At 71.6% G+C, this 18876-nt stretch carries 17 protein-coding genes; 9 read left to right on the top strand and 8 right to left on the bottom strand.

Going from position 1 to position 18876, the window contains the following annotated elements; translation table 11 throughout:
* Positions 1–22: 22 nt before the first annotated feature.
* Positions 23–391 (bottom strand): STAS domain-containing protein, encoded by a 369-nt coding sequence (locus tag H4696_RS17285; protein WP_086863446.1) that lies wholly within the window; start codon positions 389–391, stop codon positions 23–25.
* Positions 392–513: 122 nt separating this feature from the next.
* On the opposite strand from H4696_RS17285, the gene H4696_RS17290 reads away from it, so the two are divergent.
* Entirely contained in the window at positions 514–1104 is a 591-nt protein-coding gene (locus H4696_RS17290) for an HD domain-containing protein (RefSeq protein ID WP_086863447.1), read from the top strand.
* A gap of 5 nt (positions 1105–1109) precedes the next feature.
* Positions 1110–2012 (top strand): NADP-dependent oxidoreductase, encoded by a 903-nt coding sequence (locus H4696_RS17295; protein ID WP_192782363.1) that lies wholly within the window; start codon positions 1110–1112, stop codon positions 2010–2012.
* A 253-nt stretch (positions 2013–2265) separates the two neighbouring features.
* Here the strand turns inward: H4696_RS17295 and H4696_RS17300 are convergent, their stop codons facing one another.
* Entirely contained in the window at positions 2266–3036 is a 771-nt protein-coding gene (locus H4696_RS17300; protein ID WP_086862748.1) for a hypothetical protein, read from the bottom strand.
* A gap of 101 nt (positions 3037–3137) precedes the next feature.
* A complete protein-coding gene (locus H4696_RS17305) occupies positions 3138–4016 on the bottom strand; it encodes an SDR family NAD(P)-dependent oxidoreductase (RefSeq protein WP_086862749.1) in 879 nt (292 codons plus the stop codon).
* A gap of 89 nt (positions 4017–4105) precedes the next feature.
* Between H4696_RS17305 and H4696_RS17310 the strand changes: the two genes are divergently transcribed.
* Entirely contained in the window at positions 4106–4747 is a 642-nt protein-coding gene (locus H4696_RS17310) for a TetR/AcrR family transcriptional regulator (protein WP_086862750.1), read from the top strand.
* A 27-nt stretch (positions 4748–4774) separates the two neighbouring features.
* Here the strand turns inward: H4696_RS17310 and H4696_RS17315 are convergent, their stop codons facing one another.
* On the bottom strand, positions 4775–5878 hold the full coding sequence (locus tag H4696_RS17315) for a serine hydrolase domain-containing protein (RefSeq protein WP_086862751.1): 1104 nt from the start codon (positions 5876–5878) through the stop codon (positions 4775–4777).
* Between the two features lie 92 nt (positions 5879–5970).
* Here H4696_RS17315 and H4696_RS17320 point away from each other — a divergent pair, with 92 nt between their 5' ends.
* Both H4696_RS17320 and H4696_RS17325 read left to right on the top strand, forming a co-directional pair.
* A complete protein-coding gene (locus H4696_RS17320; RefSeq protein ID WP_086862752.1) occupies positions 5971–6627 on the top strand; it encodes a TetR/AcrR family transcriptional regulator in 657 nt (218 codons plus the stop codon).
* Between the two features lie 51 nt (positions 6628–6678).
* Positions 6679–8520 carry a glycoside hydrolase family 5 protein gene (locus tag H4696_RS17325; protein WP_086862753.1) on the top strand — a complete coding sequence of 614 codons (1842 nt, stop codon included), beginning with the start codon at positions 6679–6681 and terminating at the stop codon, positions 8518–8520.
* A 159-nt stretch (positions 8521–8679) separates the two neighbouring features.
* Here the strand turns inward: H4696_RS17325 and bglX are convergent, their stop codons facing one another.
* Together bglX and H4696_RS17335 are read right to left on the bottom strand one after the other, a co-directional pair.
* A complete protein-coding gene (gene bglX / locus H4696_RS17330; protein WP_192782364.1) occupies positions 8680–10935 on the bottom strand; it encodes a beta-glucosidase BglX in 2256 nt (751 codons plus the stop codon).
* A 78-nt stretch (positions 10936–11013) separates the two neighbouring features.
* Complete coding sequence (locus tag H4696_RS17335) at positions 11014–11961, bottom strand: sensor histidine kinase (RefSeq protein WP_086861493.1); 948 nt, start codon at positions 11959–11961, stop codon at positions 11014–11016.
* Between the two features lie 160 nt (positions 11962–12121).
* Here H4696_RS17335 and glgX point away from each other — a divergent pair, with 160 nt between their 5' ends.
* Positions 12122–14293 (top strand): glycogen debranching protein GlgX, encoded by a 2172-nt coding sequence (glgX, locus tag H4696_RS17340; protein ID WP_086861494.1) that lies wholly within the window; start codon positions 12122–12124, stop codon positions 14291–14293.
* Here the strand turns inward: glgX and H4696_RS17345 are convergent.
* Positions 14281–14619, bottom strand: a complete 339-nt coding sequence (locus H4696_RS17345) for a DUF4383 domain-containing protein (protein WP_086861495.1) — start codon at positions 14617–14619, stop codon at positions 14281–14283. The two genes, glgX and H4696_RS17345, sit on opposite strands and share 13 nt — an antisense overlap.
* Before the next feature lie 134 nt (positions 14620–14753).
* Here H4696_RS17345 and ctaD point away from each other — a divergent pair, with 134 nt between their 5' ends.
* Both ctaD and H4696_RS17355 read left to right on the top strand, forming a co-directional pair.
* Positions 14754–16463 (top strand): aa3-type cytochrome oxidase subunit I, encoded by a 1710-nt coding sequence (ctaD, locus tag H4696_RS17350; RefSeq protein ID WP_086861511.1) that lies wholly within the window; start codon positions 14754–14756, stop codon positions 16461–16463.
* 78 nt (positions 16464–16541) lie between these two features.
* Positions 16542–16979 carry an Hsp20/alpha crystallin family protein gene (locus H4696_RS17355; protein WP_086861496.1) on the top strand — a complete coding sequence of 146 codons (438 nt, stop codon included), beginning with the start codon at positions 16542–16544 and terminating at the stop codon, positions 16977–16979.
* A gap of 57 nt (positions 16980–17036) precedes the next feature.
* Here H4696_RS17355 and H4696_RS17360 read toward each other — a convergent pair whose 3' ends face one another.
* Entirely contained in the window at positions 17037–18239 is a 1203-nt protein-coding gene (locus H4696_RS17360; protein WP_086861497.1) for a PP2C family protein-serine/threonine phosphatase, read from the bottom strand.
* Between the two features lie 176 nt (positions 18240–18415).
* Here H4696_RS17360 and H4696_RS17365 point away from each other — a divergent pair, with 176 nt between their 5' ends.
* Positions 18416–18832: a MarR family transcriptional regulator gene (locus H4696_RS17365; protein ID WP_086861512.1), complete on the top strand. Its 417-nt coding sequence runs from the start codon at positions 18416–18418 to the stop codon at positions 18830–18832.
* Positions 18833–18876: the final 44 nt, after the last annotated feature.

Raw genomic sequence — 18876 nt, forward strand, 5'->3', positions numbered from 1 at the left:
GACTACCCGGCCGAACTCCCGTTCATGCCCGCTCGCGCAGCCACGCGCGGGCACCGGCCAGTGTCGGGTGCAGGGCGAGGGTGGTGTCGAGCCGCGTGAGCTGCAGCGCGCGCAGCACCGCGCGCCGGTCGGTGACCAGCGCGAACGGCACGTCCGCCGCGGTGGTCGCGGCGACGAGCTCGGCGATGACCTGCAGGCCGGCCGAACCGCAGAACCCGACGCCGCCGAGGTCGACGACGAGCGCCTCCGGCCGCCCGTCGAGCGCGGCTCCGGCCCGGGTGCGCAGCACCGGCGCGCTGCCGAGGTCGAGGTCGCCCTCCGCCGCGACTACGACGGCTTCGGGGACGGCGCGCACGTGCACCGTCAGCACGGGCAGGCGGTTCTCGGGCACGGGCTCTCCTTCCCTCTGGCGCCCGAGCCTAGAGGCGTTGCATCGATTTGTCATCGATTCACCCAGCGCCGCGTAAGTTACGTTACATACATTGGTCGTAATGTAAGGCGTACCCTCGGGCCATGGACCTTTCCCTTCCCAGCGGCCCGGCCTGCACGACCGCGGCCGAAGTGGCGGCGGCGTACTCGTCGCCGTCACTGCTGAACCATTCGATGCGGGTCTACGCCTGGGCGGTGGCGCTCGGCGAGGCGCACGGGGTGCACTTCGACGACGAGCTGCTGTTCGTCGCGGCGATGCTCCACGACGTCGGGCTGGCCCCGGAGTTCGACAGCCACACGAAGCCGTTCGAGGTGGCCGGTGGCCACGTCGGGTGGGTGTTCGCCGCCGGCGCCGGGTGGCCGGCCGCGCGCCGGGACCGGCTCGCCGAGGTGATCGTCCGGCACATGGCGCCCGAGGTGGACCCGGCGGAGGACCCCGAAGGCTTCCTGCTGTCGAGGGCCGCCGCGGCCGACATCGCCGGGCGCGGGGTGGCCGAGCTGCCCGCCGGCTTCCGGTCCGACGTGCTGGCCTGCTACCCGCGGCTGGACCTCGTCGGCGAGTTCCTGCGCTGCTTCCGTGACCAGGCGGACCGCAAGCCGGACAGCTCGGCCGCCGCCGCGATCCGCAACGACCTCGCCGCCCGGATGGCGGCCAACCCCCTCGAACGGAGCTGATCGCCATGCGTGCCATCACGGTCCGGGACCGCACCGCGGAACCCGCCCTCACCGAGCTGCCGCACCCGCACGCCGCCGAAAACGACGTCGTCGTGCGGGTGCACGCGGCCGCGTTCACCCCCGGCGAGCTGACCTGGCCGGCCACGTGGACCGACCGCGCGGGCCGGGACCGCACGCCGAGCGTGCCCGGCCACGAACTTTCCGGCGTGGTCACGGAACTCGGCTACGGCACCACGGGCCTGACCGTCGGCCAGCGCGTCTTCGGCCTGGCCGACTGGACCCGCGACGGCACCCTGGCCGACTACGTGGCGGTGGAAGCGCGCAACCTCGCCCCGCTGCCCGCGGATGTCGACCACGTGACCGCCTCGGCCCTGCCGATCTCGGGATTGACGGCCTGGCAAGCGTTGTTCGACCACGGCGGCCTCACCGCCGGCCGCACGGTCCTGATCCACGGCGCGGCGGGCAGCGTCGGTTCACTGGCGGTCCAGCTCGCCCGGCAGGCGGGCGCCCGAGTAATAGGTACCGGCCGCCCCGCCGACCGCGACACGGTGCTGGGTCTCGGCGCTTCGGCCTTCTTCGAGCCGAGCCGACTGGAGGAGATCGGCGAAGTGGACCTGGTCCTCGACGTCCTCGGCGGCGAGATCCTCGACCGGTCGGCGGCTTTGGTCCGCGCGGGCGGGACGCTGGTCACGATCGCCGAGCCGCCCCGGGTGCGTCCGAAGGACGGGCGAGCGGTCTTCTTCGTGGTGGAGCCGGACCGGGTGAGGTTGGCGGACCTGGTCCAGCGCGTACGAGACGGCCGCCTCGAAGTCCGGGTCGGCGCGGTGCGGCCGCTCGAGGAGGTGCCGGCGGAGTTCGCCCAGCGGACCCGCGGGAAGACCGTGATCCGGGTGGCGGACGGGGATTGACGGGTGTCAGGCGAGCGCCGGGTTCCCGCGCGCGGGCATGCGCGGCGGTTCACCGCAAGCTGCGGTCCCCGGCCCGCCCGCCCAGGCCCAGACCAGCACGCCCACCCCGCACCGGGGCGCCCGCCAGCCCGCACTGGGATGCGCAGCAAATTCACCGCGAACTGCGGTCCGGCCGACCCCGGCGCGAGTCGTTCTCCGCGCACACCACTGCCCGCACCCGTGATCACTCGGGTGCGGGCAGCGGCAACCGGGCTCAGCGAGCCTTGTGCTGGCCCCGCCCGGCCGGCTCACGGCCGTTCTTCGCGCTCTCCGCCGGCTTCGGCGCGGGCTTCGGCGCGGCCGGATCCGCCTTCGGCGCGACCGGCTTGTCGGCCGGTGCCGACGCCGCCGGGGTCGGCTTCGGGGCCACCGGCTTCTCGGCCGGGACCGCCGCGGGCTTGTCGCCGGACAGCGTGGCCGCCGTGTCGGCAGCCGGTTCCGTGGCGGGGTTTTCCTGCTCCGCCAACGGGTTCGGCCGCCGGACCTGGACCACGGCCACGATCGCCGCGGCCACCGCGCCGAGCGCCACCAGCCACGGCCAGCGCGCCCGCTTGGTGCGCTCGCCGCGGGCCACGCCCTTCGCTTCCTGGAGCGCCGCGGCCAAGTCGCGCTTGGCCGTCGACACCGCCTTGCGCTGGCGGCGGCCCGACTCGTTCGCCGAACCCACCACCGCCGCGACCGCTAGGGCGGCCTTGCGGCCCGGGTCGCGCAGCTTCGCCGCGCGGGCCAGCACTTCGTCGCGGGCGGCCGTGGAGCTGGACAGCACGTCACGCCGTGACGCCCGCGTGCTCTTGTCCAGGTCCTTGGTCGCCGCGCGGCCGACCTTGGTCAGCTCGTCCTTGCTCTCGGCCAGTTTCCGGTCGGTGATCTCCACCGCCCGCGCGGCCGCGGCCGCACCCACTCGCGCGGCCTCCGCGGCGAGATCCCGAACGCCGGCCGCCGCCGTCTTCACCGATCGCCCGACCGGGGCGTCGCCCTGGCTCATGTGATCACCTCTCACTCGTCGCAGCAGGCACCACCTGCTCAGCCTCACACCTGTGGGCTACCCAGTGCCGGGCCGTCCGGAACCTCGACCACCCATCGGCGTCACGCGCGTACGTCGGGCAGGCTCTTGCCGCGCTGAGCACGCCATGCGTCATCGGCGTCGTCGTGGTCGGTCGAGCGGGTCAGCCCGGCCCACTTCTCGTCGGTCTCGACGCGGTGCCGCCACGCCTCCCGGCCGAACTCGTAGGCGTCGCTGCCGGCGAGCAGGCGCAGCGGCGGATCGTCGAGGCCGGCGACGGTGAGCACGAGATCGGCGACCTTCCGCGGGTCGCTGTTCGCGTGCTCTTCGAAGCCGGCCATCGCCCGCTCGGACGCACCGACGGTCGCCTCGTACGGCTCGCTGATCGGCGGTGTGGTCATCGAGACGCCGCCCCAGTCGGTGCGCATCCCGCCCGGCTCGAGGACGGTGATCTTGATGCCCAGCGGGCCGACCTCGGTGGCCAGCGCCTCGCTGAACCCGCCGACGGCCCACTTCGCCGACTGGTAAGCGGTCAACCCGGGACTGCCGACCCGCCCGCCGAGCGAGGAAACCTGGATGATCCGGCCGCCGCCCTGCCTGCGCAGGACCGGCACGGCCGCCTTGGTGACGTGCACCGTGCCGAAGAAATTGGTCTCGACCTGGCGGCGGAAGACGTCGAGGGAAGTGTCCTCGAGCGAGGCCCGGTCCGCCTGCCCCGCGTTGTTGACCACCACGTCGAGCCGGCCGAACGCGGCCACCCCGGCGGCGATCGCGGCTTCGGCCGCGGCCGGGTCGGCGACATCGAGCCGTTCGACGTGGACCTGCTCGCCGTACCGGGCGGCGAGGTCGTCGAGCGTCCGCGGATCACGGGCGGTCGCGACGACCTGGTGCCCGGCGGCGAGCGCCTGCTCGACGATCCGGCGGCCGAGCCCGCGGGACGCGCCGGTCACGAAGAAGATCATGATTCCTCCTTAACGCAATGTCTTTGCGTTAATTCCACCGTAGGCGCGTCCCGCAGTTAAGTCAAAGCCGTTGCGTTAAGCTGGCGGACGTGCCCCAGCCCCGTCAGCGCGCCCGCTCCGAGCAGGACAAAGAGGCCCGCAAGACCGCACTCCTGACCGCCGCGCGCGAGCTCGCGGCGGAGCGCGGTGTGCGCGAGGTCACGCTGACCGAGGTGACGAACCGGGTCGGCCTGCACCCGTCGGCACTGCGCCGCTACTTCGAATCCCGCGAGGAGCTCCTCCTGGAGCTGGCCGAACAGGGCTGGGCCGACTGGCGCGACCAGCTGCTGGCCGACCTCGACGGCCGGCACGGACTGACCGCGGCCGAAGTGGCCGACGTCGTCGCGGGCTCGATGGAACGGTTGCCGCTGTTCTGCGACCTGCAGACGCACGTGGTCCTCAGCCTGGAGGGCGCGGTCCGCCTGGAGCGCGCCCGCCAGTACAAGACCGCGGCGACCACGGCGTTCGACGTGATGACGAAAGCCCTGACCGAGGCGGCCGACCTGACCGAGCCGGGCGCGCAGACGCTGCTGACGGCGGCCATCAGCGGCGCGGCGTACCTGTTCCAGCTGTCGCAGCCGTCCCCGACCCTGCGACAGCTCTACGACGAGAACCCGAAGTGGGCACACAGCGCACTCCGGTTCCGCGCCCAGCTGACGACGTTGCTGACCGCGGTCGCCCACGGCGTCTGATTCGCCTCGCCGCGCCGGGGCCGCTGCTCACTCCCCGTACAACGCGATCCGCTGGAAAGCCGCCAGCGCGGCGTCGATCGGGTGCGGCTGCGGCCGGCCCGAGGCGTCGAGGGTGTTCCACCGCTGCAGGTTCAGCCCGAGGGCCAGCTGCCGCCCGCCGTCGGCCCGGGTCATGGCCAGGGCGCCGCCGCCCCAGACCGTGCCGCCGTGCCCCCAGAACGTCGGCCGGCCGGGCGCCTCCGTCGGGTGCAGGCCGAGGCCGTACGGAATCACCTTGCCCTCCTGGGAAATCACCGGCACCGTGCGCTGCATCTCCGCGAGCGAAGCCCGGCTGACGATCTCACCGGCCAGCAGCCGCGCGTAGAAGCGGTTGAGGTCCGCGACGGTCGAGATCAGCGACGCCGACGGCCCGACCCACGACATGTCGTAGACGCTGTAGTCGCGCGGCGGGTCGATCATGCCGAACCAGGACTCGTAGAGCCGCGAGTGCGGGCCGTCGATCTGCGTGCCGCACGGGAGTTCGGTGTCCCGGAGCCCGGCGCGCTCGATGACGTCCCGCGTGATCACCTTCTCGGCCGCGACGCCGGTCACGTGTTCCAGGAGTGCGCACAGGAGCAGGTAATTGGTGTTCGAGTACAGCCCGGGGGTGGCGCCCGGCGCACTCGCGGGCGGCGCGCCGACGCCCAGCTTGATCAGCTCCACGGGGTCGAACCGCGTGAACCGGTTGTCGTCCAGGCTCTGCGGCGACGTGTTCGCCAAGTCGGGGAACGCGCGCAGCGACGGATAGGCGTAGGGCAGGTATTCGGCGAGCCCGCTGGCGTGGTCGAGGAGCATCCGGACGGTGATCGCGTCGCCGGGCACGAGGTCCGGCAGGTAGTCGCGCACCGGCCGGTCGAGCTCGAGCCGGCCGGCTTCGACCTGGAGCAGCACGGCGGCGGCGGTGAACGTCTTGGTGATGCTGCCGACGCGGTGCCGCATGCCGGCGGTGACCGGCCGCCCGGTCTCGACGTCGGCGACCCCGGCGGCGCCGCGCCAGACGTCGCCGCCGTCGCGGACGTCGGCGAACAAGCCCGGCACGCCGGCGCGGTGGACGTCTTCGAGAGCCGCGTCGAGTGCGGCGAAGTTCTGCATGGTTCCTCCCAGTGCTGATGTGTCCTCATTATGCACGCGGTGCGTGCAACAGCAAGTGCATAGGCTATGCTGACGACGTCGAAAGGGGCGAAATGGCGGGCCGCAGGCGTTGGACGACCGAAGAAATCCTGGACACGGCGGCGGAGCTGCTGCGCACGAGCGACGCGGAGTCGTTCAGCGTGCGCAAGCTCGCCGCGGCGCTCGGGACGGACTCCTCGAGCCTCTACCGGCACTTCCGCACCAAGACGGAACTGCTGCGCGCGCTCGCCGACCGCATCCTGGTGTCCGCCGTGGACGGCTTCCGCCCCGAAGGCGACTGGAAGCAGCGCCTCACCGCGCTGGCCCTGCGCCTGCGGGAGGCCTTCGGCACGCAACCGCAGATCGCCGCGATCTGGGGCCGCTATGCCTCGGGCGGCCACGGTTCCCGGCTGGTCATGGAGCAGGTCCTGCAGGCGTTGCGCGAAGCGGGCCTGCCCGACGAGGAAATCCCGGCGCGCTACCACCGGCTCGCGATCCTCATCGCCGCGCTGATCTCGGCCGAAGCCGGCGTCACCACCATCACGCCCGAGGAGCGCGAGCAGGGCATGGAACTGTTCCGCGTCGCGGTGCTGGGCGCCGACCCCGAGCGCTTCCCCGCGCTGGCCCACTTCGCCCGGGACGTCCGCCCGCTCGGCGCGGAACGCGGCGAGGCGTTCGAAGAGCTCATCGCGGCCCAGCTCGCCGACATCGAGGCCGCGATTCCCCGCTGAGCCACCGCATGGCCGTATACACCCGCCCTCGTGGTTGGTTAACCTCCGCCGGTGAGGTTCCTCAGTGCCGTGCTCACCGTGCTGTCGGCCGTCGGCTTCGTCGTTCCCCTTTCCCATCCCGCGTCGGCTTCGACGGCGGAGTGGGCCGGGCCGCTGAGCACCCGCGGGCGCTACATCGTCGACGCGAACGGCAACCGGTTCAAGCTGAAAGCCGCCAACTGGCACGGCGCGAGCGGGACGTGGACCGGGTCGGGCGACACGAACGACCCCGCCAACCACCACGCCGGCGAAATCGCCTACCAGACCCCGCTCGGGCTGGACCGCGCGTCGATCGACGCCGTCATCGACGGGCTGGCGCAGCTGGGCCTCAACAGCGTGCGGCTGCCGTTCTCCAACGCGATGATCCACGACACCGCGGCGGTCCCCGACCTGCCCGCCAATCCCGGTTTACACGGGCTGACGCCGCTTCAGGTGTACGACCGCGTCGTCGAGCGGCTCACCGCGCGCGGGTTCGCCGTCATCCTCAACAACCACACGACGACGTCTCGCTGGTGCTGCGGGCTGGACGGCAACGAACGCTGGAACACCGCGCAGAGCGAGCAGCAGTGGCAGGACGACTGGCTCTTCATGGCCCGCCGCTACGCCGCGAACAAGCGCGTCGTCGGCGCCGACCTGTACAACGAGGTCCGCCGCAACACCTTCGACGACCCGAACTGGGGCTGGGGCAACGGCACCGACTGGCAGCGCGCGAGCCAGCAGGTGGCCGACCGGATCCTCACCGAGGCCAACCGGGATCTGCTGATCATCGTCGAGGGCATCAACTGGACCGGCCTGCCCATCGACGGCTTCGCCCACGGCCGCCCCACGCTCGAGCCCGCGCGCACCCTGTCGCACACGCTCGTCGACTCCGGGAAGCTCGTCTATTCGGCGCACTTCTACGGCTACACCGGTCCGAACCACTCCGGCGCCACCGGCGTCGGCGAGACGCACGACCCGCGCTACCGCGACCTCACGCCCCAGCAGCTGCGCGATACGTTGTACCGCCAGGCGTTCTTCGTCGAGGCGGAGACCGGCAAGCACTACACCACGCCGCTGTGGATCAGCGAGTTCGGCGAAGGCCGCGGCACCACCGACGCCGCTTCCCGCGCCTGGTTCGAGAACTTCGTGGACTACCTCGCCGAGACCGACACCGACTTCGCCTACTGGCCCGCGGTCGGCTTCCACACGAACGGCTCGGGCGACGGCTGGTCCCTGCTGGCGTGGGACGCGGCGGGCCGGCGCATCGACGTCCTCGACGGCACCGACTGGCGCGGCCCGGCCTGGCAGCGGCTGGTGAACGCGCCGTCGCGGACCGGGCAGATCGCGCCCGCCGAGCACTGGTCGATGCTCAACCTCGACTACGCCGACTTCCCGGCTTCCCGCGCGATGCGGGCGCAGCCGGACTGGGATCCGGGCGCGCGCAAGGGTTCCTGCCCCGACGGCCAGCGCCTCACCGGCCTGGCGCACACCGGCAACCGCGGCCTCTGCACCGGCACGCTCGCGACCCCGACGGCGTACACGGTGGTCCGCGACGAGTCCTATGTGGACACCGACTGGGCGTCCGGCTACACCAAGGCGCAGTGCCCGCCCGACCACGCGGTCGTCGGCTACAGCGTCAAGGGCGCGGCGGTCTCCGCGGTCCTGTGCGGCCGCTCCCCCACCCCGCTCGGCCGCACGGGCCGCACAGTCTGGTTCGACCGCGGCGACAACCGGCCGTCCGGCGACCTGGGCGGCGACTTCGCTTCGGGCAACTACAAGGGGCAGTGCGCCCCCGGCGAGTACGTCGCCGGGGTCGCCTACACCGGCCGGATCGGGTCGAACCGGACGCCCGACGCGCTGCTCTGCCGCTCCTAGGGTCACGCGTCGAAAGTTGGTTGACGCTCGGGCCGAGTACCCCAATGTGGCGTTCGGTGCGTCCAGCGCACCCAATGTGGCGTTCGGTGCGTCAGACGCAACCAACGCCACATTGGGGCGCACGCCGGGACACTGTCGACGAACATCGGACGCGCGACACTAGGTCACCGTGAAGCTCGACGACAGCGTCGCCGCGGCGCTGTTGCCGACGTACACCTCGATCTTCCCCGGCTCGACCCGGAACGCGGCCCCGTTGTCGTAGAACCCGACGTCGTCCGGGGTGAGCGTGAACGAAACCGTCGTCGACGCGCCCGCGGCCAGGGTCACCCGCTGAAACCCGCGAAGCTTCCGGACCGGCTGGACGATGCTCGCGACGGGGTCCCGCAAGTACAGCTGCACGACCTCGTCACCCGCGCGGCCGCCGGTGTTGGCGACCCGGACGCTCACCTGGATCCGTCCGCCGCGGGCCGGCATGCGCGTGTCCGAAAGCCGGAGGCTGTCGATGCGGAACGTCGTGTACGACAGGCCGTGGCCGAACTCGTACAGCGGGCCGGATTCCAGGTCGAGGTACTTCGACGTGTACTTGTTGGCCGGGTCGGCCGGGCGCCCGGTGTTCTCGTGGTTGTAGTAGATCGGGATCTGCCCGACCGCGCGCGGGAAGCTCACCGGCAGCTTGCCGCCCGGGTTGACCGTGCCGAACAGGACGTCGGCGATCGCGTGGCCGCCCTGCACGCCCGGCGCCCACGCCTCGAGCACGGCGGGCGCGTTGTCGTGCAGGTACGGGATGGTCAGCGGCCGCCCGTTGACGAGCACGACCACGAACGGCTTGCCGGTCTCCTTGATCGCGGCCACCAGCTGCTGCTGCACGCCCGGGAGGTCGATGGAGCTGCGTGCCGCCGCTTCGCCGCTCATCGCCGCGGTCTCGCCGACCACCACGACCGTCACGTCGGCCGCGCGCGCCGCTTGCTGCGCGGCGGCGAACCCGCTCGTGTCGGTGCCTTCCACCGTGCAGCCGGCGGTGTAGGTCACCGTGGCGCCGGGCGCCGCGGCCTTGATCCCGTCGACGACCGTCACCGGCGGCGTCGTGCCCGCGCCGGCGCCCAGGCCCGCCCAGGTGCCGTTGAGGTCGTAGGTCGCCGCGCCGAGCGGGCCGACGACCGCGACCGAGCCGACCGACTTCGCCAGCGGCAGCACCGGGCCGTCGTTCTTGAGCAGCACCATGCACCGCCCGGCGGCCTGCCGTGACGCCGCCAGCGCGGCCGGTGACGGCGCCTTGACCTCGCCGGACTCGTCGACGTAGGGACGTTCGAACAAGCCGAGCCGGAACTTCACCAGCAGGATCCGGCGGACGGCGTCGTCGATCTGCTCGCGGGTGATCCGCCGCTGGTCCAGCAGCCGCTGCGCGAACTCCGCGTAGTTCGTGCTGACCATCTCCATGTCGACACCGGCGGGCAGCGCGGCCGCCGCGGCGTCGGCGCCATCGCCGGCCAGGCCGTGCAGGATCAGCTCCTGGATGCCGGTGTAGTCGCTGACGACGAACCCGCCGAAGCCGTAGCGGCCCTTGAGGACGTCGTGCAGGACGTAGCCGTTGCCGTGCGCGGGCACGCCGCTGATGGTGTTGAAGCTGGCCATCACGGTCGCCACGCCCGCCTCGACGCTGGCCTTGAACGGCGGCAGGTAGAAGTTGTGCAGCCGCTGCAGCGAGACGTCGACGGTGTTGTAGTCACGCCCGCCTTCGGCCCCGCCGTAGGCGACGAAGTGCTTGGCGCAGGCGGCGACCCGGTCCGGTTTGCCGTAGTCGTCACCCTGGTAGCCGCGCACCTTCGCGACGGCGAACTTCGTGGCCAGGTAGGGATCTTCGCCGTACCCCTCGGCGATCCGCCCCCACCGCGGCTCGTGGGTGACGTCCATCATCGGGGCGTAGGTCCAGTGGATCCCGCTGCTTCGGGCTTCCTTCGCGGAGACCGTCGCGTCCGCGGCCGCGACGGCGGGGTCGAAGCTCGCGCCCTGGGCCAGCGGGATCGGGAAGTTGGTGGTGTAGCCGTGGATCACGTCGAGGCCGAAGATCAGCGGGATCTTCAGCCGCGTCCCCTCGACGGCGAGCCGCTGCAAGGCGTTGAGCTTCGCCGCGCCGACGACGGAGAAGACACCGCCGAGCCGCCCGTCCGCGAGGGCCGCGCGGGCGGCGTTCTCGTCGCCGACGAGCTGGAGCTGGCCGATCTTCTCGGCCAGGGTCATCTTCTTGAGCAGCGCTTCGACGCGTTCATCGTGCGGCGGCCGCCCACTACTTTCGTCGGCGGTGGCGGTGGGGGCGAGCAGCCCCATCGAGGCGACGCCGCCGGCGAGCCCGGCGAGCACGCTGCGCCGGTTCACCCCGTCCGCGGCCGAAGTTGCGTGAGTTACCTGCTGCGACATGGCGGGGACCCTTTCGCGAGGCGAGCGCGAACAGCGTATGCCGCCGCGACGCCGGTCGCAGTGCTCGTCAGGAGCGGGTCAGCGCCACGGGTTCCCGGCGGTCAGCCGGACCGTGAACCCCGTGTCGTCGCGGTGCAGCGTGACCTGGTTGCAGATCTGGTGCGTGATCCACAGCCCGCGGCCGCCGACTTCGCGGTCGGCGGGCAGCAGCCCGGCGAACGGGTCGGCGGGGCCCTCGCCGGCGTCGTGCACGGTCACCACCAGGCAGCCGGGGCCGGACCAGACCCGCAGGGTGACCGGTGGGCGGCCGTGGCGGAGCGCGTTGTCGGCGATCTCGCTGACCGCGAGGACGAGGTCGTCGACCTCGTCGGCGGGCAGCCCGGTCCGGTTCGCGGCGAGCACCGCTTGGCGGGCCTCGCGCGGCTGCGGGTCGGTGAGCGTGATCAGCGGCTCGGCGCGCTGGATCGGGTGCGGCGTCATCGGCCGCGGGACGGCCAGGAACGCCAGCGGGTCGACGTAGCCCTCGTTCGCGCGGTACGCGCCGCCGGTGGTGGCGACGAACGGATGGGTGCGGGCGACGTCGTCGAGCACGTGGCGCGGGGTCGTCCGGACGTCGTAGGCGCACACGCTGCGCAGGGGGAACTGGTCGTAGGCGTGGTTGACCGCGGCCTCGTAGCGCGCCCACCAGTCCCACGACGTGTCGATCGCGGCGCGCGGGATCTCGCCGAAGATGCGGATGCCGGTCGCCCCGCCGTCGACGAACCCGGCCATCAGCTCGCGGTAGGACCGGATCGCGGCGGCGGGCCGCACGTAGAGGTCGTTCGTCGTCAGGAAGTGCGTACCCGAGTCCGGCGGGAGCGCCTCGCGCATCAGCTCGGCGCGGGCGGGCTCCAGCGAGACGGCGGTCGTTTCGCCCGCGGCGATCCCGGCCAGCAGGAACGGAACGCCGACGGCGAGCAGTTCGGCGTCGGACGCGTACTGGACAGCGGCGTGGTCATAGCCCCTGGCGGCGGTTCCGGTGCTCATCCCGCGGCCTCGGAGGCCGCCGGGGAGGGCCGGTGGGTCGGCAGCTGCACGATCCGAGCGTACGCCGCGCGGCCGTCCGGGTGAGAGAGGCACGTCACGGGTTCGCGGCGGGCCGGCCGGGTACCCGGTCCGGAATTCACCCGCGCACTGTGGAGGCCCTGTGCAGCCTTGGCCCGGCTCCCCCTATCCGCTCGGAGCCGACTACGACGGTGTCGGCACCAACTTCGCCCTCTTCTCCGAGGTCGCCGAACGCGTCGACCTCTGCCTGTTCGACCCCGACGGGACCGAGACCCGGATCCGGCTGCCGGAGGTCGACGGCTTCGTCCACCACGGCTACCTGACCGGCATCGGCCCTGGCCAGGAGTACGGCTACCGGATCCACGGGCCGCACGACCCCGCCCGCGGCCTCCGGTGCAACCCCGCCAAGCTGCTGCTCGACCCGTACGCCAAGGCCGTCACCGGCCGCGTCGACTGGGACGAGTCCGTGTTCGGCTACCGCTTCGACCGGCCCGACGAGCGCAACGACGACGACTCCGCGGCGCACACCGTCCGCGCGGTCGTCGTCAACCCGTACTTCGACTGGGCCAACGACCGGCCGCCGAACGTGCCCTACAACGAGACCGTGGTCTACGAAGCCCACGTCCGCGGGCTGACCAAGCTCCACCCGGACATCCCGGAAGAGCTGCGGGGCACCTACTCCGGGCTGGCGCACCCCGTCATGATCGACTACCTGCGGACCCTCGGCGTCACCGCCGTCGAGCTGATGCCGGTCCACCACTTCCTGCACGACCACGCCCTGACCGAGCGCGGCCTGGCCAACTACTGGGGCTACAACACCATCGCGTACTTCGCGCCGCACAACGAATACGCCGCCTCGATCCGGCCCGCGACACCGGGCAGCGAGGTGCACGAGTTCAAGGCGATGGTGCGGGCGCTGCACGAGGCCGGGATCGAGGTCATCCTCGACGTCGTCTACAACCACACCGCCGAGGGCAACCACCTCGGGCCGACGCTGTCGATGCGCGGTATCGACAACCAGGCCTACTACCGGCTGGTCGAGAACGATCCGCAGTACTACATGGACTACACCGGCACCGGCAACTCGCTCAACGTGCGCCAGCCGCACACACTGCAGCTCATCATGGACTCGCTGCGGTACTGGGTGACCGAGATGCACGTCGACGGCTTCCGCTTCGACCTCGCCGCCACGCTCGCCCGCGAGTTCTACGACGTCGACCGGCTGGCCACGTTCTTCGACCTCGTGCAGCAGGACCCGATCGTCAGCCAGGTGAAGCTGATCGCCGAACCCTGGGACGTCGGCCCCGGCGGCTACCAGGTCGGCAACTTCCCGCCGCTGTGGACGGAGTGGAACGGCGCCTACCGGGACACCGTCCGCGACTTCTGGCGCGGCGAACCCGCGACGCTGGGCGAATTCGCCTCGCGCATCACCGGCTCGTCCGACCTCTACCAGAACGACGGCCGCCGCCCGTTCGCCTCGATCAACTTCGTCACCGCGCACGACGGCTTCACCCTCACCGACCTGGTTTCCTACAACGAGAAGCACAACGAGGCCAACGGCGAAGACGGCCGCGACGGCGCCGACGACAACCGCTCGTGGAACTGCGGCGCGGAAGGCCCGACCGAGGACGAGAAGGTCCTCGACCTGCGCGCCCGCCAGCGCCGCAACCTGATCGCCACGGTGCTGCTGTCCCAGGGCGTGCCGATGCTGCTGCACGGCGACGAGCTCGGCCGCACCCAGCAGGGCAACAACAACGCCTACTGCCAGGACAACGAGCTGTCGTGGGTCGACTGGTCGCTGCTGGAGCGCAACCGTGAGCTGTTCGAGTTCACCTCGGCGGTGATCGGCCTCCGCCGGCGGCACCCGGTGTTCCGCCGCCGCCGGTTCTTCGCCGGCCGGCCGATCCGCCGCGGCGACGAACTGCGCGACATCGCGTGGTTCACCCCGGCCGGCGACGAGATGACCGACCAGGACTGGGAAGCCGGCTTCGGCCGCAGCATCATGGTCTTCCTCAACGGCACCGCGATCCCCGACCTGGACGCCCGCGGCGAGCGGGTGGTGGACGACTCGTTCCTGCTCTGCTTCAACGCCCACGAGGACGACATCACGATGACCGTCCCGGACGGCGAGTACGGCGAGGAGTGGGCGGTCGTGCTCGACTCCACCACGGGCGAGGTGTTCCACCGGTCGGTGGGCGGCGTCCTGGTCGGCGACCGGCTGACGACCCCCCGCACGGTGCCCGGCGGCGGCACGCTCGTGGTCGGCGCCCGCTCCCTCGCCATACTGCTCCGGACGACGGGTCAGGAGGTGTAGCCCGGCCCGCGGCCCGCCCGCGCGGTCAGCAGGCCCAGCGCGATCATGCCGATGCCCAAGCCCAGGTGCAGCCAGTTGTCCGCGGTGTTGACCGGCACGAAGTTCGCGTCACTGCCGCGGTCGATGACCAGGCCGTACAGCCAGAGCACCAGGTAGACGGCGCCACCGGCGATCAGGAACGCCCGGGCGCCGCGCGCGGTGCGGGCCGCGGCCAGGCCGATGACCCCGAACAGCAGGCCCATCGAGTCGTGGCCGGCGAAGCCGAGCCGGTCATGATCCGTGGTGATGCACGGGACGAAGCCGAGGACGCCGACCAGCAGGAACATGGCGTTCCTTTCGGCGGTCCGCGCCGTGTCCGGCACCGCGGGTGACGGAAACCCGGCTCGTCGCGTGTAACCGCGGTCACCTGGGGGTACGCGCGCGAGGACCGCTGTTCCGCCGTCCCCAGGTGGCGAGTTCGATGACCGAAACGGTGCACCGCACGACCCCGATCGCCCACCGGCCGGTGCGGCGCGGCCGGCGCGGTGCCACGCTCCTCAAGACGATCGGCACCACCGACCACAAGACGATCGGCGTGCTGTACCTGTCGACGTCGTTCGGGTTCTTCCTGATCGGCGGCCTGACGGCGCTGCTGATGCGCGGCGAGCTGGCGCGCCCGGGCCTGCAGTTCCTGTCACCCGAGCAGTACAACCAGCTCTTCACCATGCACGGCACGATCATGCTGCTGCTCTACGCGACGCCGAACGTGTTCGGGTTCGCGAACTTCGTCCTGCCGCTGCAGATCGGCTCGCCGGACGTCGCGTTCCCGCGGCTCAACGCGTTCTCCTACTGGCTGTACCTCTTCGGCGGCCTGATCGTGCTCTCCGGCTACGTCACTCCCGGCGGCCCGCCCGACTTCGGCTGGACCGCCTACACCCCGCTGTCGAACGCGATCCACTCCCCCGGCGTCGGCGGCGACCTGTGGATCACCGGGCTGATCGTCGCCGGGCTCGGCACGATCCTCGGCGCGGTCAACATGATCACGACCGTGGTGTGCCTGCGCTGCCCGGGGATGCTCATGTGGCGCATGCCGATCTTCACCTGGAACATCCTGCTGACGTCGGTGCTGATCCTGCTGGCGTTCCCGATCCTGACGGCGGCGCTGTTCGGGCTGCTGGCCGACCGGCACCTCGGCGCGCACGTGTTCGACCCCGAAAACGGCGGGGCGATCCTCTGGCAGCACCTGTTCTGGTTCTTCGGCCACCCCGAGGTCTACATCGTCGCGTTGCCCTACTTCGGGATCGTCACCGAGATCATCCCGGTGTTCAGCCGCAAGCCCTTGTTCGGCTACCGGACCATGGTGTTCGCGACGATCGGGATCACGGCGCTGTCGGCGGCGGTCTGGGCGCACCACATGTTCGCCACCGGCGCCGTGCTGCTGCCGTTCTTCTCGATCATGACGTTCCTCATCGCGGTGCCGACCGGGATCAAGTTCTTCAACTGGATCGGCACGATGTGGCGGGGACAGCTGACGTTCGAGTCGCCGATGCTGTGGTCGGTCGGCTTCCTCGTCACGTTCCTGCTCGGCGGGCTGACCGGGGTCATCCTCGCCGCCCCGCCGCTGGACTTCCACATCCACGACACGTACTTCGTCGTCGCCCACTTCCACTACGTGCTCTTCGGCACGATCGTCTTCGCGACCTTCGCCGGCATCTACTTCTGGTTCCCCAAGATCACCGGCCGGATGCTGGACGAACCGCTGGCGAAGTGGCACTTCTGGACGACGTTCGCCGGCTTCCACACGACGTTCCTCATCCAGCACTGGCTGGGCGACGCGGGCATGCCGCGCCGCTACGCCGATTACCTGTCCTCGGACGGGTTCACCTGGATGCACATGGTGTCCACGATCGGCGCGTTCCTGCTGGGGCTTTCGGTGCTGCCGTTCATCTGGAACGTCGTCAAGAGCTACCGCTACGGCGAACCGGTCGGCGTCGACGACCCGTGGGGCTACGGCAACTCGCTCGAGTGGGCCACCACCAGCCCGCCGCCCCGGCACAACTTCCTCGACCTGCCCCGGATCCGCTCCGAGCGCCCGGCGTTCGAGCTGCACCACCCGCACATGGTCGAGCGCATGCGCGCGGAAGGCCACGTCGCCAAGGGCCACCCGGAGCGAACGTCATCATCTGGATGACTTGAAACTTGTCATCGCTTCGATGACATGCTAAAAACGTAGGTGCGTGTTGACACCCCGATCGCGAAGGAGGAACCGATGTTGATGCGCACCGACCCGTTCCGCGAGCTGGACCGCTTCGCCCAGCAGGTCCTCGGCACCCCCGGCACCTGGACCAAGCCGGCCGCGATGCCGATGGACGCCTACCGCGCCGGCGACGAGTTCGTCGTCTGCTTCGATCTGCCCGGTGTCTCCCCCGACGCGATCGAGCTGGACATCGAGCGGAACGTGCTGACCGTCAAGGCCGAACGGCGCCCGGTCGCCGGCGGCGACGACGTGCAGATGCAGGTCTCCGAACGCCCCCTCGGCGTCTTCTCCCGGCAGCTGTTCCTCGGCGACACCCTGGACACCGACCACATCGCCGCCGACTACGAGGCCGGCGTGCTGACCCTGCGCATCCCGGTGGCCGAAAAGGCCAAGCCGCGGCGCATCGAAATCAGCGGCGCCGCCTCCGACCGCAAGGAAATCCAGGCCTGACCTGCTTCGCCGCGAGACCTCGGCGGGCCACCGTCCGTGCCCCGCCGAGGACCTCGTTCAGTCCGCCCGCCGCACCGAAATCCCGGCTCCGCTGCCCGCCACCGGGGCCGGGCCGAACCAGTCGAGGCACACGACCATCGCGTCGTCCTCCGCCTGGCCACCGTGCCGGCGCGTCGTCAGCTCCCGCAGGACCGCGCCCGGGACGTGCGCGGCGGGCAGCTCGGCGGTCGCGGTGACGGCCTCGGCGAGTTCGCGGTCGCCGTAGCGCTCGCCGTGCGTGCCGACCGCGTTGTAGACGCCGTCGCTGACGAACACGAACCGGTCGCTTTCGGCCGCCTGGAGGCTTTCGACCTCGTAGATCGTGCCGTCGAACGTGCCGAGCGGCAGCTGTTCGTCGAAGAGGACCCGCTCGGCCTTCCCGTCCCGCAGCCGCCAGAGCCGGGGCGAGCCGGCGTCGACCACGGCCACCGCGCCGGTGGCGAGGTCGAATTCCAGCAGCAGCGCGGCCACGTGCTCGGCGCCGCGGTAGTGCGCGTAGAGCGCCTGGTCGGCGAGCTCGGCCTGCGCGTCGAGCGGGATCCCGGCGCGGCGGGCGTTGCGCAGCGCGTTGATCGCGAGATTCGTCAGCAGCGCCGCCTCGCTGCCCTCCCCCATGCCGTTGATCAGCGTGACGGCGAGCTTGCTCGCGGACGCCGACCAGTCGAAGCAGTCGCCGTAGATGGCATACGCGGGTTCGAGCTGGCCGCCGAGCGCGAACTCCGCGCGGGTGCAGGCGCGGCCGGGCAGCAGCTGCCACTGCATCTCCGCGGCGAGCGTCAGCCGCGACGACCGCCGGGCCTGGATGTAGAGGTCGGTGTCGCGGTCGGCCACGAACAGTTCGTGGGCCACGGCTTCGGCGAACCGCTCGAGCTCGGCCCAGACGGGCGGCTCGGGTTCGGCCGGCAGCGTGACCGCCAGGACGCCGAGCCGGTCCCCGCGCACGCTGACCGGCAGGTACCCGGTGACGCCGTCGCCGGCCGGCTCGAACGCGGCCGCCTGCGCGACGAACGCCGCGCCCGGCGTGGTCCCGTCGACCGGGATCGGCTCCGACGTGTACGGCTGTTCGCCCACCTGGCACAGTTCAGTCAGTGCGTAGTCGGCCATCAGCAGTTCCACCGACTCGGCACCGAAGTGCTCGCGCAGCGCCGCGCGCAAGGCCCGGGGCAGGTCGTGCGGCGGTACGTCACGGAGGAGACGCTCCACCGCCAGGGATCTGTCCAACGCCTGCCTCCTGCTCACGGGTCCCGCGCGCGGCGGCGCGGGCAAGTCTGTCGAGTCTGCGCCGCTCCCGGCGCGCCGGTCTACGGCGATTCGCGTGAGCTGTGCTGCCGGTTCAGCATAGGGATGCGAGAGTGGACGCCGTGGATCGATCCCGCGAGCAGGCCGCCCCGGACGAGGTGGCCGATCTCGCGCGTCTCTTCGCATCGGTCCTGGAAGGCGTCACGGATGTCTCGCCGCGGCCGCTGTCGGTGTCCCAGCTGCGCGCGGTCGTCGCGCTCGACCGCCGCGACGGGGTCAACCTGCGGGAGCTGGCCGAGCAGCTCGGTTCCACCCCGCCGCTGGTGAGCAGGCTGTGCGACCGGCTGGAAGCCGTGGGTTTCCTCGAGCGCCTCCCCAGCGCGCGCAGCAGGCGGGAGCTGACGCTGCGGCTGTCCGACCGCGGCCGCGCCTACCTGCAGGACCTGCGGTCCCGGCGCCGGGACCGCGTCGAGGCGCTGCTGGCGAAGATGACGCCCGCCGGCCGGGACGCGCTCGCGGCCGGCCTGGAGGAGTACCGGGCCCTCGCCGACGAGACCCCGGATTTGCATCGCTGACACAACTGTTGTTATATGACAACAGTCAACCGGCGTACAACAGA

The sequence above is a fragment of the Amycolatopsis lexingtonensis genome (genome assembly GCF_014873755.1).
In the GTDB taxonomy this organism is placed as follows: domain Bacteria; phylum Actinomycetota; class Actinomycetes; order Mycobacteriales; family Pseudonocardiaceae; genus Amycolatopsis; species Amycolatopsis lexingtonensis.

Excerpts from the sequence above, each read along its gene's own strand:
- H4696_RS17290 (WP_086863447.1), top strand. The coding sequence starts at position 514 with ATGGACCTTTCCCTTCCCAGCGGCCCGGCCTGCACGACCGCGGCCGAA.
- H4696_RS17295 (WP_192782363.1), top strand. The coding sequence starts at position 1,110 with ATGCGTGCCATCACGGTCCGGGACCGCACCGCGGAACCCGCCCTCACC.
- H4696_RS17300 (WP_086862748.1), bottom strand. The coding sequence starts at position 3,036 with ATGAGCCAGGGCGACGCCCCGGTCGGGCGATCGGTGAAGACGGCGGCG.
- H4696_RS17305 (WP_086862749.1), bottom strand. The coding sequence starts at position 4,016 with ATGATCTTCTTCGTGACCGGCGCGTCCCGCGGGCTCGGCCGCCGGATC.
- H4696_RS17315 (WP_086862751.1), bottom strand. The coding sequence starts at position 5,878 with ATGCAGAACTTCGCCGCACTCGACGCGGCTCTCGAAGACGTCCACCGC.
- H4696_RS17320 (WP_086862752.1), top strand. The coding sequence starts at position 5,971 with ATGGCGGGCCGCAGGCGTTGGACGACCGAAGAAATCCTGGACACGGCG.
- bglX (WP_192782364.1), bottom strand. The coding sequence starts at position 10,935 with ATGTCGCAGCAGGTAACTCACGCAACTTCGGCCGCGGACGGGGTGAAC.
- H4696_RS17335 (WP_086861493.1), bottom strand. The coding sequence starts at position 11,961 with ATGAGCACCGGAACCGCCGCCAGGGGCTATGACCACGCCGCTGTCCAG.
- H4696_RS17345 (WP_086861495.1), bottom strand. The coding sequence starts at position 14,619 with ATGTTCCTGCTGGTCGGCGTCCTCGGCTTCGTCCCGTGCATCACCACG.
- ctaD (WP_086861511.1), top strand. The coding sequence starts at position 14,754 with ATGACCGAAACGGTGCACCGCACGACCCCGATCGCCCACCGGCCGGTG.
- H4696_RS17355 (WP_086861496.1), top strand. The coding sequence starts at position 16,542 with ATGTTGATGCGCACCGACCCGTTCCGCGAGCTGGACCGCTTCGCCCAG.